The organism is Chitinophaga sedimenti (assembly GCF_023156195.1).
In the GTDB taxonomy this organism is placed as follows: Bacteria; Bacteroidota; Bacteroidia; order Chitinophagales; family Chitinophagaceae; genus Chitinophaga; species Chitinophaga sedimenti.
Map to the genome: position 1 here is coordinate 5921403 of NZ_JAKUKA010000001.1, position 13075 is coordinate 5934477.

At 50.0% G+C, this 13075-nt stretch carries 18 protein-coding genes and 1 pseudogene; 12 read left to right on the top strand and 7 right to left on the bottom strand.

Going from position 1 to position 13075, the window contains the following annotated elements:
* Positions 1–14 precede the first annotated feature (14 nt).
* The 12 genes and pseudogenes from MKQ70_RS40420 (at position 15) to MKQ70_RS34160 (ending at position 8812) form a co-directional block, all read left to right on the top strand.
* A complete protein-coding gene (locus tag MKQ70_RS40420; protein WP_282456945.1) occupies positions 15–410 on the top strand; it encodes a type IX secretion system membrane protein PorP/SprF in 396 nt (131 codons plus the stop codon).
* 2 nt (positions 411–412) lie between these two features.
* Entirely contained in the window at positions 413–1036 is a 624-nt protein-coding gene (locus tag MKQ70_RS40425) for a type IX secretion system membrane protein PorP/SprF (protein WP_282456946.1), read from the top strand.
* 98 nt (positions 1037–1134) lie between these two features.
* Positions 1135–1749, top strand: coding sequence for a hypothetical protein (locus MKQ70_RS34120; protein ID WP_248079723.1), 615 nt, complete (start codon positions 1135–1137; stop codon positions 1747–1749).
* A gap of 374 nt (positions 1750–2123) precedes the next feature.
* Positions 2124–2396, top strand: a pseudogene (locus MKQ70_RS40430) (sodium:solute symporter family transporter); the annotation flags it as partial.
* Complete coding sequence (locus tag MKQ70_RS40435) at positions 2372–2737, top strand: sodium:solute symporter family transporter (protein WP_282456947.1); 366 nt, start codon at positions 2372–2374, stop codon at positions 2735–2737. The pseudogene MKQ70_RS40430 and the gene MKQ70_RS40435, both read left to right, overlap by 25 nt.
* Positions 2734–3222 carry an SLC5/6 family protein gene (locus tag MKQ70_RS34130; protein WP_248079724.1) on the top strand — a complete coding sequence of 163 codons (489 nt, stop codon included), beginning with the start codon at positions 2734–2736 and terminating at the stop codon, positions 3220–3222. Before MKQ70_RS40435 ends, MKQ70_RS34130 begins: the two co-directional genes overlap by 4 nt.
* On the top strand, positions 3219–3485 hold the full coding sequence (locus tag MKQ70_RS34135) for a hypothetical protein (RefSeq protein ID WP_248079726.1): 267 nt from the start codon (positions 3219–3221) through the stop codon (positions 3483–3485). The genes MKQ70_RS34130 and MKQ70_RS34135 overlap by 4 nt, the downstream gene beginning before the upstream one ends.
* Positions 3486–3492: 7 nt before the next feature.
* Positions 3493–4191, top strand: coding sequence for an LOG family protein (locus tag MKQ70_RS34140; RefSeq protein ID WP_248079728.1), 699 nt, complete (start codon positions 3493–3495; stop codon positions 4189–4191).
* A gap of 283 nt (positions 4192–4474) precedes the next feature.
* Positions 4475–4885 carry an O-methyltransferase gene (locus MKQ70_RS34145; RefSeq protein WP_248079730.1) on the top strand — a complete coding sequence of 137 codons (411 nt, stop codon included), beginning with the start codon at positions 4475–4477 and terminating at the stop codon, positions 4883–4885.
* A 57-nt stretch (positions 4886–4942) separates the two neighbouring features.
* The gene (locus MKQ70_RS34150; RefSeq protein WP_248079732.1) at positions 4943–6316 is read left to right on the top strand and encodes a glucosaminidase domain-containing protein; all 1374 of its coding nucleotides are present in this window, start codon (positions 4943–4945) and stop codon (positions 6314–6316) included.
* Between the two features lie 26 nt (positions 6317–6342).
* Positions 6343–6879, top strand: coding sequence for a hypoxanthine phosphoribosyltransferase (gene hpt, locus MKQ70_RS34155; protein ID WP_248079734.1), 537 nt, complete (start codon positions 6343–6345; stop codon positions 6877–6879).
* 157 nt (positions 6880–7036) lie between these two features.
* Entirely contained in the window at positions 7037–8812 is a 1776-nt protein-coding gene (locus tag MKQ70_RS34160; RefSeq protein WP_248079736.1) for a vWA domain-containing protein, read from the top strand.
* On the opposite strand, the gene MKQ70_RS34165 is transcribed toward MKQ70_RS34160, so the two are convergent.
* From MKQ70_RS34165 to MKQ70_RS34190, 7 genes are all read right to left on the bottom strand, one after another.
* On the bottom strand, positions 8809–10206 hold the full coding sequence (locus MKQ70_RS34165) for a high affinity choline transporter 1 (RefSeq protein WP_248079738.1): 1398 nt from the start codon (positions 10204–10206) through the stop codon (positions 8809–8811). The two genes, MKQ70_RS34160 and MKQ70_RS34165, sit on opposite strands and share 4 nt — an antisense overlap.
* The gene (locus MKQ70_RS34170; RefSeq protein WP_248079740.1) at positions 10207–10398 is read right to left on the bottom strand and encodes a hypothetical protein; all 192 of its coding nucleotides are present in this window, start codon (positions 10396–10398) and stop codon (positions 10207–10209) included.
* Complete coding sequence (locus tag MKQ70_RS34175; protein WP_308199328.1) at positions 10386–10715, bottom strand: class I SAM-dependent methyltransferase; 330 nt, start codon at positions 10713–10715, stop codon at positions 10386–10388. Before MKQ70_RS34175 ends, MKQ70_RS34170 begins: the two co-directional genes overlap by 13 nt.
* Positions 10679–11155, bottom strand: a complete 477-nt coding sequence (locus MKQ70_RS34180; RefSeq protein ID WP_248079742.1) for a hypothetical protein — start codon at positions 11153–11155, stop codon at positions 10679–10681. Before MKQ70_RS34180 ends, MKQ70_RS34175 begins: the two co-directional genes overlap by 37 nt.
* 83 nt (positions 11156–11238) lie before the next feature.
* Positions 11239–12129, bottom strand: coding sequence for a DnaJ C-terminal domain-containing protein (locus tag MKQ70_RS34185; protein WP_282456948.1), 891 nt, complete (start codon positions 12127–12129; stop codon positions 11239–11241).
* Complete coding sequence (locus MKQ70_RS40440; protein WP_282457869.1) at positions 12107–12301, bottom strand: DnaJ domain-containing protein; 195 nt, start codon at positions 12299–12301, stop codon at positions 12107–12109. The genes MKQ70_RS34185 and MKQ70_RS40440 overlap by 23 nt, the downstream gene beginning before the upstream one ends.
* 268 nt (positions 12302–12569) lie before the next feature.
* Positions 12570–13049 carry a nucleotide exchange factor GrpE gene (locus MKQ70_RS34190; RefSeq protein ID WP_248079744.1) on the bottom strand — a complete coding sequence of 160 codons (480 nt, stop codon included), beginning with the start codon at positions 13047–13049 and terminating at the stop codon, positions 12570–12572.
* Between the last annotated feature and the right edge of the window lie 26 nt (positions 13050–13075).

Here is a 13075-nt window from a genome sequence, read left to right on the forward strand (position 1 = left end):
AAGTTGAAAGGAAGATGAAGCAGTTTGCAACATATATTGGCATCATGGTATTGTGCGTAACCACAGTGGGGACGAGCGTTGCCCGGGACCTGCATTTTTCGCAGTTCTTCAACTCGCCCCTGACCACAAACCCTGCCAATACCGGGTTTATACCCGATGGCAACTACCGTCTCGGCGTGAATTACCGCAACCAGTGGTCGTCCATCCCGGTACCGTATAAAACGATGTCGGCCTTTGGCGACTTCCAGTTGTTCCGCGAACAGCTGACTTATGGCTGGGTGGGCGTTGGGGGCATGTTTCTCCGCGATGTGGCGGGTGCCGGCGACCTCACTTCCACCAAAGCTTACGGTTCTGTGGCCTATCACCAGCTGATGGGGAGAGCAGCCTGCTTTCTGCCGGATTTAACGTAGGCATGGCTAACAAACGCATCGACATTACCAAACTTACTTTTGATAATCAATGGAATGGCTACTTTTTTGATTCACAGCTGCAAAACGGCGAGCCGATCACACAAAGCGGCATCACCTATTTTGATATGCAGGTGGGCATGAACTACGCCTATTTTCCAAGTGAACTGGTGTACATCAACGGCGGCTTCTCTGTACATCACGTAAATAAACCGAAAGAAACTTTCTACGATAACAATAACCAGATTGACCGGCGTTACATCGGTTTCCTGAATGCGAGCCTGAAACTGACGGACAATATCATCGCCAATCCCGGCGCCTATTATTCGGTGCAGGCAAAAACATCGGAGCTGATGTTTGGCGGCTATGTGCAGTATAACCTGTCCGGCGATGGCGACAAACAGCTGCTGGGTGGCGCCTATTACCGCTGGAACGATGCCTTTGCCTTCCTGGTGGGTTACCAGATGAGCAATGTACGGCTTAACTTCAGCTACGACGTAACAGCTTCATCACTCGCGATGTATAATAACCGCCGCGGTGCGTATGAGCTGGGACTGGTATACACCGGTTTATATCCCAACCGGAGTTTCAGCAGTGCGAAACGTACCACACTTTGCCCAACCTTTTAAACCGGTCGTTATTACCTGGTACCCCTTCCCGGCCCCCTGGCCCGGAATGCGGCATAATTCAGCAAAAACAGATAAATTCGATGTCAAATCACTATTTTATGAAGCGTGTATTTGTGGCACTGCTGTTCCTGGCTGGCGTGGAAACCGCTATGGCGCAGGATACTCCCTATCAGCGCAGAATTTTCACCGAGCCGCCTAAGCCGGAACAAAAGGAGAAAACCGGGTTCGACCGCAGCAAATTGTTTGTGGGTGGTGGACTGGGCCTCAGCTTTGGCGATTATACCAATGTTAACGTATCGCCGATGGTGGGATACCGCTTTTCGCGGCTGTTCGCTGCCGGCCTAAATGTGAATTTTCAATACGGTTCGCAGCGCTGGCGCGATTACGACGGTGAAACCTATCTTCGTGACCAGTATACCATGCTGGGTGGCGGCGTGTTCGGCCGTGTATATCCCCTGGAAATGATATTTATACAAGTACAGCCTGAATATAACAGCATCAAAGTAAAAACCACGGACTACCGCAATGATCCGAAGCAGGTGTATACTGATCGTTATGGTGTGCCGAGCCTGTTGCTGGGCGCTGGTTATGCGCAACCAATAGGTGGCAATTCCGCATTTAACATCATGATACAATACGATGTGCTGCAGGATGAACGTTCACTGTACTACAACCGTCCCGTATTCTCAGCGGGTGTAAACATTGGTTTATAAAATAATTATTTCCAACTTTGTGAAACTTCGATCTATAGTTTAGAAGAAACGGTGACTACCTCCCTTTCGTGAACATATCGGGCAGCCATTGCGCTGCCCTGCGCAGTTCCCGGCCGGTTCAGGCATCTTTTCCATTTTACATGAATTGAAATCAAGATATTAAGATTTTGGGATCGTAATCCCATATTGTGTTTCACGTAACCGGGGCTGTTATCCAACTGCCCCGTTTTTGTATCCCCTAATTGCCTAATTTAGCCGCCACTTATGGCTCCAGTTGTGTTTCTGGCATGTATTGCCGCTTACTTTTGCGTGCTGCTGCTCGTGTCCTATTTTACCACGCGCAAATATGATACGCAGTCTTATTTACAGGCAACCGCAATTCGGTATGGTACCTGGTGGCGTTTGGCCTTATCAGCGATACCCTGTCCGGCGTGTCCTTTATTTCCGTGCCCGGCAAAGTAGGCCTGGCGCAGTTTGGCTACCTGCAAACGATTCTTGGCTATATTGTCGGTTACTTTATTATAGCCGCCGTGTTGGTGCCGCTGTTTTACAAACGCGGTCTCACCTCCATTTACGCGTACCTCGACGAGCGCTTCGGCGCTGCCACGCAAAAACGGGGGCGTTGTTCTTTATCCTGTCGCGGCTGACCGGCTCGGCAGCTCGCTTGTTCGTGGTAGCGGGTGTGCTGCAGCGATTTGTGTTCAGTCATTACGGTATTCCGTTTACGTTGTCAATAACCGCCATGGTGGCGCTGATGCTCGTGTATACGTATCGCGGCGGGATTAAAACGCTGGTATGGACGGACGCGCTGCAATCCCTGTTCCTCTTATCATCTGTGCTGATCATTACTATAATGGTGGCCCGGGAACTTGGCTGGGGGCTGGCGGAACTGCCGCAGCGACTGTCGGAGTCGGCCTATTCCAAAGTGTTTTTCTGGAGCGACTGGAAAGCGCCGAACTTCTTTCCCAAAGAGTTCTTTGGGGGATGATGATTGCTGTTGCCATGACTGGCCTGGACCAGAACATGATGCAGAAGAACCTGAGCTGCCGCACGTTAAGCGAAGCAAAATTGAATATTTACAGCTTCAGCATGATTCAGGCGGTGGTGAATGCGGCCTTCGTACTGCTGGGCGGCTTGTTTTACGCCTACATCAACATGAAAGGAATGACTTTGCCAACGGATGCCGCCACGGGGCGGGTGCTGACGGACAGCCTCTTTCCTTCTATTGCCCTCGATGACATCGGCGGACTGGCGGCCATCGCATTTATCGTAGGTTTGACTGCTGCGGCTTTTTCCAGTGCTGACGGGGTGCTTACGACGCTCACCACCTCTTTTTATATTGATATATTAGGCCGGGATACAGCAGAAATGAGTACGGGACAGTCGCGCCTGAAAAACCGAATCCACATTGGTATGGCAGTTGCGTTGTTGTTGACCATCCTGCTGTTCCGGTGTTTAATAACAGCGCGTTGATCGATACGGTGTTATTTCTGGCCGCTATTACCTATGGCCCTATGCTGGGATTATTCGCTTTTGGCATCCTGCATCAACAAAAAATATGGGATAAAGGCTCGGTACTCGTGTGCTTGATTGCCCCCGCATTGTGCTTTATACTGAGCAAAAATGCTCAAAATTGGCTTGGAGGCTATAAATTTGGTAATGAACTGCTGATTTTGAACGGTTTGTTTACTTATATTGGATTATGGCTGATATCGAAAAAGCAGCCGCTAAAATAGATAGGAGATGAACGAAAGTATTATGAATTTAAAAGCGCGCGACTGGGCGGAAACCCGCGCTCACTCCAGCTGGCAGATATTTAAAATCATGGCCGAGTTCGTGGAAGGCTTCGAAGCCCTGGCGAAGATTGGTCCCTGTATTTCGATTTTCGGATCAGCCCGTACCAAGGAAGGTAACCGCTATTACGACGCTGCACTGCAGATCGCGGAAAGCCTGGCCCAAGAAGGATTTGGTATTATTTCCGGTGGTGGTCCCGGTATTATGGAGGCCGCTAATCGTGGCGCACAGCGCGCAAACGGCAAATCGGTAGGGCTGAACATTACCCTGCCGCACGAGCAGAATCCGAATGGTTATATCGACAAGGACAAGAGCATCAACTTTGATTATTTTTTTGTTAGAAAAGTGATGTTTGCCAAGTACTCGCAAGGCTTTGTGATGATGCCCGGCGGCTTTGGCACCATGGATGAATTTTTTGAAGTAGCTACCCTGATCCAGACGAAAAAAATGACGGAGACACCGATGGTGCTTGTCGGCAAGGAATACTGGAGCGGCCTGCTGGACTGGATCGATACGGTAATGATGAAGAAAGAAAGCAACATTCACCCGGAAGATCTGAACCTGCTGAAAGTGCTGGATACACCGGAGGAAGTGGTGGAATACTTCCGCGTATTTTACACCACGAGCAAGCTGCGGCCTAACTTTTAGGGTTTTCGCTTTGCGCTTTTTGGAGTACGTTTGCAAAAATTAGTTTGCATGGAGGTGATACCTACACAGGTACAGGAGTTTGCGGAGAAGTATACGACGAAAGAAGACCATTTATTATACCGTCTTCATCGGGAAACTCATTTGAAAGTTGAGCAGCCGCATATGTTGAGCGGGCACCTCCAGGGCCGCTTTTTAACCATGGTAAGCCAGATGCTGCGTCCCCGCCGCATCCTCGGAACTTGGTACCTACACTGGTTACTCCGCCATTTGTCTGGCCCTCGGCATGGCGCCGGATGGTCACCTGCACACGATAGACATCAACGAAGAACTGGAGGCCATGTGCCGTAAATACTTCGTTGAAGCCGGTTTGGGTGATAAAATTACCCAGCACATCGGTCGCGGCCTGGACATCATTCCGCAGCTGGACGAAGTATTCGATCTCGTTTTTATTGATGCGGATAAAGGCAATTACGGTAATTACTATGACCTGGTATGGGACAAAGTAAGGCCCGGCGGCTTTCTGCTGGCGGATAACGTGCTTTTTCACGGCGATGTGTTCGATGAAGTATCCAAACAAAGCACGCAGGCAAAGGCCATGATCGCGTTTTGTGAGAAGGTGACCGCGGACGGCAGGGCGGAGCATTTATTGCTCACCTTACGGGACGGACTCCTTTTAATACGAAAGAAGGATTAAATTCGTTATATATAGATTGTCGTTTTACTTACTACCCGAACCATTAAATTCATTTTCATGCAGGTAAGAAAATATTTGCTGCTTCTTTGTTTTCTTATTTGTGCATCCGCAACGCGGGCGCAAACCATTGCTACGCCGCAGTATATCAGCAATTACAAAGGTCTCGCGATGTCCGAAATGCAACGTTCCGGGGTGCCGGCGGCCATTAAACTGGCCCAGGGCATCATCGAAACACAATCGGGCAATAGCTGGCTGGTACAGAATTCTAATAACCACTTCGGCATTAAATGCAAGAACAACTGGAGCGGCGCTACCGTTAATTACGACGATGACGAGAAGCAGGAATGCTTCCGCAAATATGCGCAGGCGGCTGATTCCTGGAAAGATCACTCCGACTTCCTGCGGAATAATCCCCGCTATGCCTTCCTTTTTGAGTACGATCCCAAAGATTATAAATCCCGGGCCTACGGCTTAAAACAAGCCGGTTATGCCACCAGCCGCACTTACCCGCAACAGTTGATAGAAGTGATCGAGCGATATGACCTGAACCAGTACACCCTGATCGCTATGGGCGACAAACCCGCTGATAACGGACCCTTCATTGCGGATAACCAACCGGTTTCGGGCAAAAGCAATAACAAAGTAGTACCGGCGGCCAAGCTTACGAATTATCCTTCGGGAGAATTTAAGATCAACGGCCGCAAGGTGATGTACGCTCCGGCAGGCACTTCGCTGGTGGTATTGGCAAATGATAAAGACATCCGCGTAAGCAACCTGGTGCACTATAACGATCTGCAGGACGCGGTACTGCTCGAAGAAGATATGCTCATTTTCCTGCAACGCAAGAACCGCACCGGCGCGAACGATTACCATATCGTTGCACAGGGCGAAACGCTGCACAGCATCTCGCAGGCAGAAGGTATCATGATCGAGTGGCTGCGTAAACGCAATAAACTGGAAGAAGGCGAGGAGCCAGCCCCGGGTGAAAAACTGTTGCTGGATGGCTATGCCAAGGAAAAGCCGCAGGTAACGGGCATCGCCATCATCAAAGAAGAAGATCAGCAACCGAAAGACTTATCCCTGAAGAAAATTGTACGGGATGTGAGGGGAGAAATCAACAAAGCCAGGGAAGGCAGTGCGGCGCCGGCGAAACCCGGCCCCTCCGCGGAGCCTGCGGATAAAAACAGTCTGCCCCCGCAAATGGTGGAAGACCTGAAAAAGATAGACGGCGCGCAGGTAACACAATCTACGATGCCCGTTTCTCGCCCGGCCACACCAACGGCCAGCGTTAAATACCATACCGTGCAGGGCAAGGAAACCATGTACGCGATCTCTAAGAAATACAACGTAAGCGTGGCGCAGCTGCAACGCTGGAATAACCTGCCCGACAACAACATTAAAGCGGGGCAGCAGCTGGTAGTAAGCCAGTAACCTAAACCGAAAAATCTGCCAATAACATGTCTATCATCACTGTACACGACAAACAATTTCAACCATACATTACCGCTGCGGACATCCAGCAGCGTATAATGCAGATGGCGGCCGAGATAAACCGCGACCTGCGGGGCAAGCGGCCTTTGTTCATCGCTATTCTGAACGGTAGTTTTATGTTTGCGGGAGATATGTTCAAGTATATCAATATTGACGCGGAGATATCTTTTATTAAGCTCGTTTCGTATAAAGGGACCAAATCGACGGGGAACGTCATTACTTCCATTGGCCTGGATGAAGACCTGTACGGCCGCACCGTCGTGATACTGGAAGATATTGTGGATACGGGCAAAACATTAAGCATGTTTTTACCGCAGCTGGAGCACCAGCAGCCGGAGCAGCTATTAATCGCGTCGTTGCTGCACAAGCCCGAGGCGCAAACACACCCGGTGAAAATCGATTACCTGGGATTTTCGGTGCCGAATAAGTTTTTGCTGGGGTATGGGTTGGATTACGATGGATTGGGGCGGAACCTGCCGGAAATTTACCAGTTAGTAGATTAAAATATCAGATGGCTCGCGGCGGCGGGCCATTTTTTTACCCTAAACAATCCTCACTGCAACCTTAGGGCAGTCTGCAATGACTTAAAAATAAACGGCTAACAAGTTATTATTTTTATTAACTTTATATTGGCCACAAGCCATTATACCGTTATAACTGATGCGAAAGCTCCTTTTCAGCTTATTGCTGTTGCTGGGGGGCCTGCGCGCCACCGCACAACAGGTTTCATGGGCGGCTGGCGTTGTACAGGACAGCGCTCAGCAAACTCCCGTAACTGATGTCGTGATCACCATTTGGAAAGACACCGGCAGAACAGTCAGCAATCGCTATGGCCTTTTTCGTATAGCCACACCCAGGACCGGCGCCATCCTCGTATTCGAACATCCAAAATATCAAACTAAACAAGTAAAGGCCGAAGATCATATGGTCGTTGAGCTGAGTCCGCGCGCCAAACCGGCGGATGTTATCGGCCTGGCCAAAGCCCGTGCCCGCATTGCCCGCAATTCCAATCCTAATTACGGTAACCTGGCAATGGGCACCTCCGCATTTTTTGATGAAACGTACGGGCAACTCTACGAGAACAAATTCATAGAATCGGGTAAGGAAACGGCTTCTACTTTTGCGATAGATGTGGACCGCGCGGCTTATAGTAACATGCGCCGCTTCGTCCGCAACAAAGAACAGATTCCCGCCGATGCGGTTCGTATAGAAGAACTGGTCAACTATTTCCCATACAACTATCCATGTCCCGGCCGCGATAGCATCTTCGGCATCTACAGCGCTTATGCGGAATGTCCCTGGAAAAAGCAGCATAACCTGCTGCAGATCGCTGTTCGTGCCCGGAAGGGAGCGGTGGATAGCCTGCCGCCGAGTAATCTCGTATTTCTTATCGATGTTAGCGGATCAATGGCGGATAAAAATAAGTTGCCGTTATTACAGGCCGCCTTCCGCGTACTCACCAACAATTTGCGCGATAGCGATAAGGTGGCCATTGTGGCCTATGCCGGCACACCGGGTGTGATCCTGCCCAGTACGCCGGGGTCTGAAAAAGGAAAGGTGCTGAAGGCGATCGACAACCTCAATGCAGGTGGTGCGACCGCAGGAGAGGCAGCGATCAAAATGGCTTACCAGATAGCGGAGGATAATTTTATCCGCGGTGGTAACAACCGCGTAATACTCGCAACGGACGGCGATTTCAACGTGGGGCAAACCAGTGATCTCGACATGGAAGATCTTATCGAAAAGAAAAAAGAAAGCGGCGTTTTACTTACCTGCCTCGGCTTCGGGATGAAGAATTTTAAAGATTCGAAGCTGGAATCGTTGGCCACTAAAGGAAACGGCAACTTTGCATATATCGATAACCTGGAAGAAGCCACCAAGGTATTCGCGCAGGAATTTGGCGGTACACTGTTCACGATTGCTAAAGATGTGCGCGCGATGGTAAACTTTAATCCGGCGCTGGTAAAGTCTTACCGGTTGCTGGGTTACGAGAATAAATCTTTAAAAGATGTAGAGGAAGATTCAATTAAAGTAGTAGGTGGCATTGTTGGTACCGGGCATTGCGTGGTGGCGATGTATGAAATTGTTCCGGAAGAACATCCCGCAGCAGCCGACAGCCTGCTTGCCCGCGTGAAAATCTGCTACCGCACGCCTTATGATACCACCGAGCAATATGTGCAGCAATACATCACATCACCCCGAAGCACTTTTGCAAAGGCATCCAGCGACTTTCGCTTTGCTTCGTCCGTAGCGCTCTTCGGCATGTTGGTCCGCAAATCAAAATATAAAGGAGATGGAGATGTGAAAATGGTGCTCGACATTGGCAAAGCTTCCCTGGGAAAGGATGAAGGCGCTTATCGCGCTGAATTCCTGAAGCTCGTTAAAACCGTCTGGAAAAAAACAGAATGGTTGAAGAATCCCGAAGCGAAGCACTAAACTTCTGCCACTGGTGGTGGAAAGAACTTCCTCTCTGCCAGGCTTCCAATCACCATGGCCGCAGTGCTTGCCAGCAATCCCACCATCAGGGAAGGTATTTCACTATTGAACCATTCCGCTAAAAAGTAAGCCGCCGTACCCGCCAGTATCGAAGCTATGGCGCCTGCATTGGTGGCTGCTTTCCAGTACAGTCCCGCCGTTAACGGCACAAACAACGACACCAGGCTCAGGATGGACGAGGCCCCCACGAGCTCATAAATATTACCGTTCCCCACCGCCATGAACAGCGATAAAATAGATACGGCTACTACCGACAGGCGAATAATGAAAAGGAATTTTTTATCAGAGAGCTCTTTGAAAAACGGACGGATAATATTCTCGCCCAAAACCGTTGCCGGAGCGAGTATTGCGCCGCTGGTCGTGCTCATGATGGCGGACAATAATGCGCCAAAGAAAAGTATCTGTATAAAAAGATTGCCGTGTTGCAGCACCATCGTTGGTAAAATGCCTTCCGGATCTTCGTGGAACAGGGCGGGGTACAGGATGCGCGCGCAAAGTATGATCAGCAGCGGTAGCGAGCCAATAGTAAAATACATCAATGCACCGAGGAACGATGAACGTACCGCTACCGTTTCACTTTTGGACGACATCAACCGTTGAAATACATCTTGCTGCGGAATGGAGCCAAGCCCGATCGTCATCCACGCTGCGAGGTAACGCAGCCAGTCGCTGAAGTTACGGTCGGGGAAAAAGCGGAAATACTGCGGGGGCGTTTTTTCAATGACCGTTGATATACCGCCTGCCTGGTTTACCACGATAATCGTAATAATGATCAGCCCTGCGATGATCATGATCGTTTGAATAAAATCTGTTACAGATACGGACCACATACCGCCCATATAGGTGTACGCCATCACCAGTCCGCCGCTCGCGATCATTGCCACGGTTTGATCAATGCCCATTACTTTATTGACCACGATGCCCATGGCCACGATCTGTGCGGCGATCCAGCCGAAATAGGAGGGCACCATCAACAAGGCGGATACTAGTTCTGCCTTACGTCCGTAACGGATGCGAAAGAAATCGCAGAAGGTGAGAATGTTGAAACGGTAAAGTTTGCGGGCATAAAACAGGCCCACTAATACCAAACATAAAGATGCGCCGAACGGGTCCTCCATCACGCCGAGCAATCCGTGTTGCGCATACTCCGCAGTGGCGCCCAGCATGGTTTCTGAGCCGAACCAGGTGGCAAATATTACGCAGGCGCTGATGCCCAACGGCAGGTTCTTGCCTGCCACCACAAAGTCTGCGGCGCTGTGTACGCGTTTGGCGGCCCAACGGCCGATCAGGATCGTAACAAGCAGGTACAAGATGACGAAGGCGGAAAGGAGCATCTATTTGATGATTTTATAACACTTGCGGATGATTTTTCCTTCAAAGTCGAAGGGGATGGTTTGTTTCGTGATATCACGGATAGAGCTGGCAGCAATGTTCGGCGTATCCAGCTCAAACTTGCGGTAGTTGTTGGAAAAGATGATCATACCACCCTTCTTCGTGGCCAGCAGCACTTTGTTCAGGATGTCCACATGGTCGCGTTGTATATCCGGAAGTCTTTCATGCGTTTGCTGTTCGAAAACGTCGGTGGGTCCAGCACGACGAGGTCGTACGTGTTCAGCTTCAGGGTGTCGAGGTATTGCAGCACGTCGGCATGTATAAACTGATGCCTGGCCGGGTCGAGGAGACCGTTCAACTGCATATTATCTTCCGCCCATTGCAGGTACGTTTTGGAAAGGTCCACCGATGTTACCTGTGAGGCTCCGCCGGCTGCGGCGTACACCGAAAAGGAGCCGGTGTAACAAAAGAGGTTCAGCACTTTTTTATCCTGTGCATCCATCCGCACCATGTGCCGTGCAATGCGGTGGTCGAGGAACAGGCCGCTGTCAGGTAATCGGAAAGGTTTACCTTAAATTTGAGTCCATCTTCCTGTACTTCAAATTCATACTTTTCCGTATCTCTTTTTTCATATTGCGATTGCCTGTTGGCCTTACGTTTTCGCTGGCGCAGGTAAATCTTTTCGTCGGGCACTTCCAGCACCCTGGCAATTACTTCAATGCAGGCCTCCAGCCATTCTTCATGTTCCTCTTCCTCCATGCCGTGCTTATGCTGATACTCGGCCACAAATACATGGTCCTCGTAAAACTCAATGCTGAAGAGGAATTCCGGCAGGTCGCGGTCGTACACGCGGTAACAGGTAATGCCCTGCCGGCGCGCGGTTTTCTTCAAATGCCGGAACACTTTGGTAAGCCGGTTCTCGAACATCGGCAATTTGTCGGTATGCTGCATAGCTGTAAAAAAACTAAAAAAACGGAGAAAGACGCTGTGACTGTCTTTCTCCGGTAATTTATCTCGTGTTGATAAGGTGCTGATTAGCTGAAAATGTCTCTCACTTTTTCGAAGAAGCCTTTCTCAGATTTCTCAGGATTCGGTTTGAAGTTGGTAGAGTTTTGCAGCTTCTCGAGCATGCTCTTTTCGTCGGCATTGAGGTTTTGCGGTGTCCAAACATTCACATGGATCAGCTGGTCGCCTTTCTCATAGCTGTTTACAGACGGGAATCCTTTTCCTTTTAAACGGAAGATTTTGCCGCTTTGTGTGCCAGCTGGTATTTTGATTTTCGCTTTACCGTCAATCGTTGGTACTTCCACTTGTGTGCCGAAAGCGGCGTCGGGGAAGGAGATATGCAGGTCGAAAGCCACGTTCAGGCCATCGCGCTGCAATTCCGCATGCGGTTCCTCTTCAATGAGGATGAGCAGATCGCCTGGTGCGCCGCCACGTTCGCCGGCATTACCTTTGCCACTCAGGCTCAGTTGCATGCCTTCCTGTACGCCTGCCGGGATGTCTAGTGACACCATTTCTTCACCGTACTGGCGGCCTTCGCCCTTACAGGAGGTACATTTGTTCGTGATGGTTTGTCCTTCGCCATTACAGTTCGGACAGGTGGTAACCGTTTGCATCTGGCCGAGGAAAGTTTGGGTTACTTTCCTGACCTGGCCCGATCCGCCACAGGTGTTACACGTATGGAACGCGTTTTTATCTTTTGCACCCAGGCCGTCGCAGGTATTACAGGGTACATATTTTTTTACCTTGATTTTTTTGTTAGCGCCTTTGGCGATCTCTTCGTAGGTTAAACGAATTTTCACGCGCAGGTTAGATCCGCGGGTGCCGCGTCCACGACGCTGGCCGCCGCGACCACCACCGCCGCCAAAGAAGCTGCCGAATATGTCTTCGCCAAAAATATCACCAGTTGGAGAATATGTCATCCATGTTCATGCCGCCGCCGTAGCCGCCGCGGTTGTTCATGCCGGCGTGACCGAACCGATCGTACTGGGCGCGTTTGTCCGCATCACTCAACACTTCGTAGGCTTCTGCAGCCTCTTTAAATTTTTCTTCCGCCTCCCTGTTGCCCGGGTTCCTGTCCGGATGGTGTTGCATGGCCACCTTCCGGTAAGCCTTTGATCTCATCCTGAGACGCGCCCTTGGCTACCCCCAGTATCTCGTAATAATCTCTTTTTGCTGACATTGTTGGATACTTGTTAGCCTGCTCCGAGAGCAGGCATTGTGATCTAGTTCTAATAGTTTAATAGCAATCCGGCCTGTACAGTCGCATATTTCTGTCAGATCGTCATATTTTCTATTTACCGACTACCACCCTGGCATGACGGATCAATTTGTCATTAAGGTAATACCCTTTTGCAGCTCGTCAATCACTTTTCCCTGCAAATCCGCCGCAGGAGCGGGTTTCGGTGATTGCCTCATGTAAGTCGGCATCAAATTCTTTATGTATGGTCTCCATTGGTTTCAGGCCTTTGGAAGACATGGTGCTTTTCAGTTTATTGAACACCAGGTTTACGCCCTCTTTCACCGCGTTCACGTCAGCCGCCGTATCCAGCTGCTTCTGTGCCCGTTCCATATCATCCAGTACGTCCAGCATGGCGATGATTACCTCTTTGTTGGCAGTCTGGATCAGCTCCAGGCGCTCTTTTGCGTTCCTCTTTTTGAAGTTGTCGAACTCTGCTACCAGGCGCAGGTACTTGTCGCGCATTTCTGCCGCTTCTTTTTCTGCTTTTTCCAGGTTGCTTTCGTCTGTCAGCGCATCATTCAGGTGAGAAGTGCCACTCATATTCTCATCCGTGTTAATATCTGGAGTGTTATCCTGTATATCTTTGTCTTTGTCTGTCATAATCGGTAATAATTGTCTGCAAAGGT

Excerpts from the sequence above, each read along its gene's own strand:
- MKQ70_RS34160 (WP_248079736.1), top strand. The coding sequence starts at position 7,037 with ATGCGAAAGCTCCTTTTCAGCTTATTGCTGTTGCTGGGGGGCCTGCGC.
- MKQ70_RS34130 (WP_248079724.1), top strand. The coding sequence starts at position 2,734 with ATGATGATTGCTGTTGCCATGACTGGCCTGGACCAGAACATGATGCAG.
- MKQ70_RS40425 (WP_282456946.1), top strand. The coding sequence starts at position 413 with ATGGCTAACAAACGCATCGACATTACCAAACTTACTTTTGATAATCAA.
- MKQ70_RS34165 (WP_248079738.1), bottom strand. The coding sequence starts at position 10,206 with ATGCTCCTTTCCGCCTTCGTCATCTTGTACCTGCTTGTTACGATCCTG.
- MKQ70_RS34150 (WP_248079732.1), top strand. The coding sequence starts at position 4,943 with ATGCAGGTAAGAAAATATTTGCTGCTTCTTTGTTTTCTTATTTGTGCA.
- MKQ70_RS34120 (WP_248079723.1), top strand. The coding sequence starts at position 1,135 with ATGAAGCGTGTATTTGTGGCACTGCTGTTCCTGGCTGGCGTGGAAACC.
- MKQ70_RS34140 (WP_248079728.1), top strand. The coding sequence starts at position 3,493 with ATGAACGAAAGTATTATGAATTTAAAAGCGCGCGACTGGGCGGAAACC.
- MKQ70_RS34185 (WP_282456948.1), bottom strand. The coding sequence starts at position 12,129 with ATGACATATTCTCCAACTGGTGATATTTTTGGCGAAGACATATTCGGC.
- MKQ70_RS34190 (WP_248079744.1), bottom strand. The coding sequence starts at position 13,049 with ATGACAGACAAAGACAAAGATATACAGGATAACACTCCAGATATTAAC.
- MKQ70_RS34175 (WP_308199328.1), bottom strand. The coding sequence starts at position 10,715 with ATGGTGCGGATGGATGCACAGGATAAAAAAGTGCTGAACCTCTTTTGT.
- MKQ70_RS40420 (WP_282456945.1), top strand. The coding sequence starts at position 15 with ATGAAGCAGTTTGCAACATATATTGGCATCATGGTATTGTGCGTAACC.
- hpt (WP_248079734.1), top strand. The coding sequence starts at position 6,343 with ATGTCTATCATCACTGTACACGACAAACAATTTCAACCATACATTACC.
- MKQ70_RS40440 (WP_282457869.1), bottom strand. The coding sequence starts at position 12,301 with ATGCAACACCATCCGGACAGGAACCCGGGCAACAGGGAGGCGGAAGAA.
- MKQ70_RS34180 (WP_248079742.1), bottom strand. The coding sequence starts at position 11,155 with ATGCAGCATACCGACAAATTGCCGATGTTCGAGAACCGGCTTACCAAA.
- MKQ70_RS34145 (WP_248079730.1), top strand. The coding sequence starts at position 4,475 with ATGGCGCCGGATGGTCACCTGCACACGATAGACATCAACGAAGAACTG.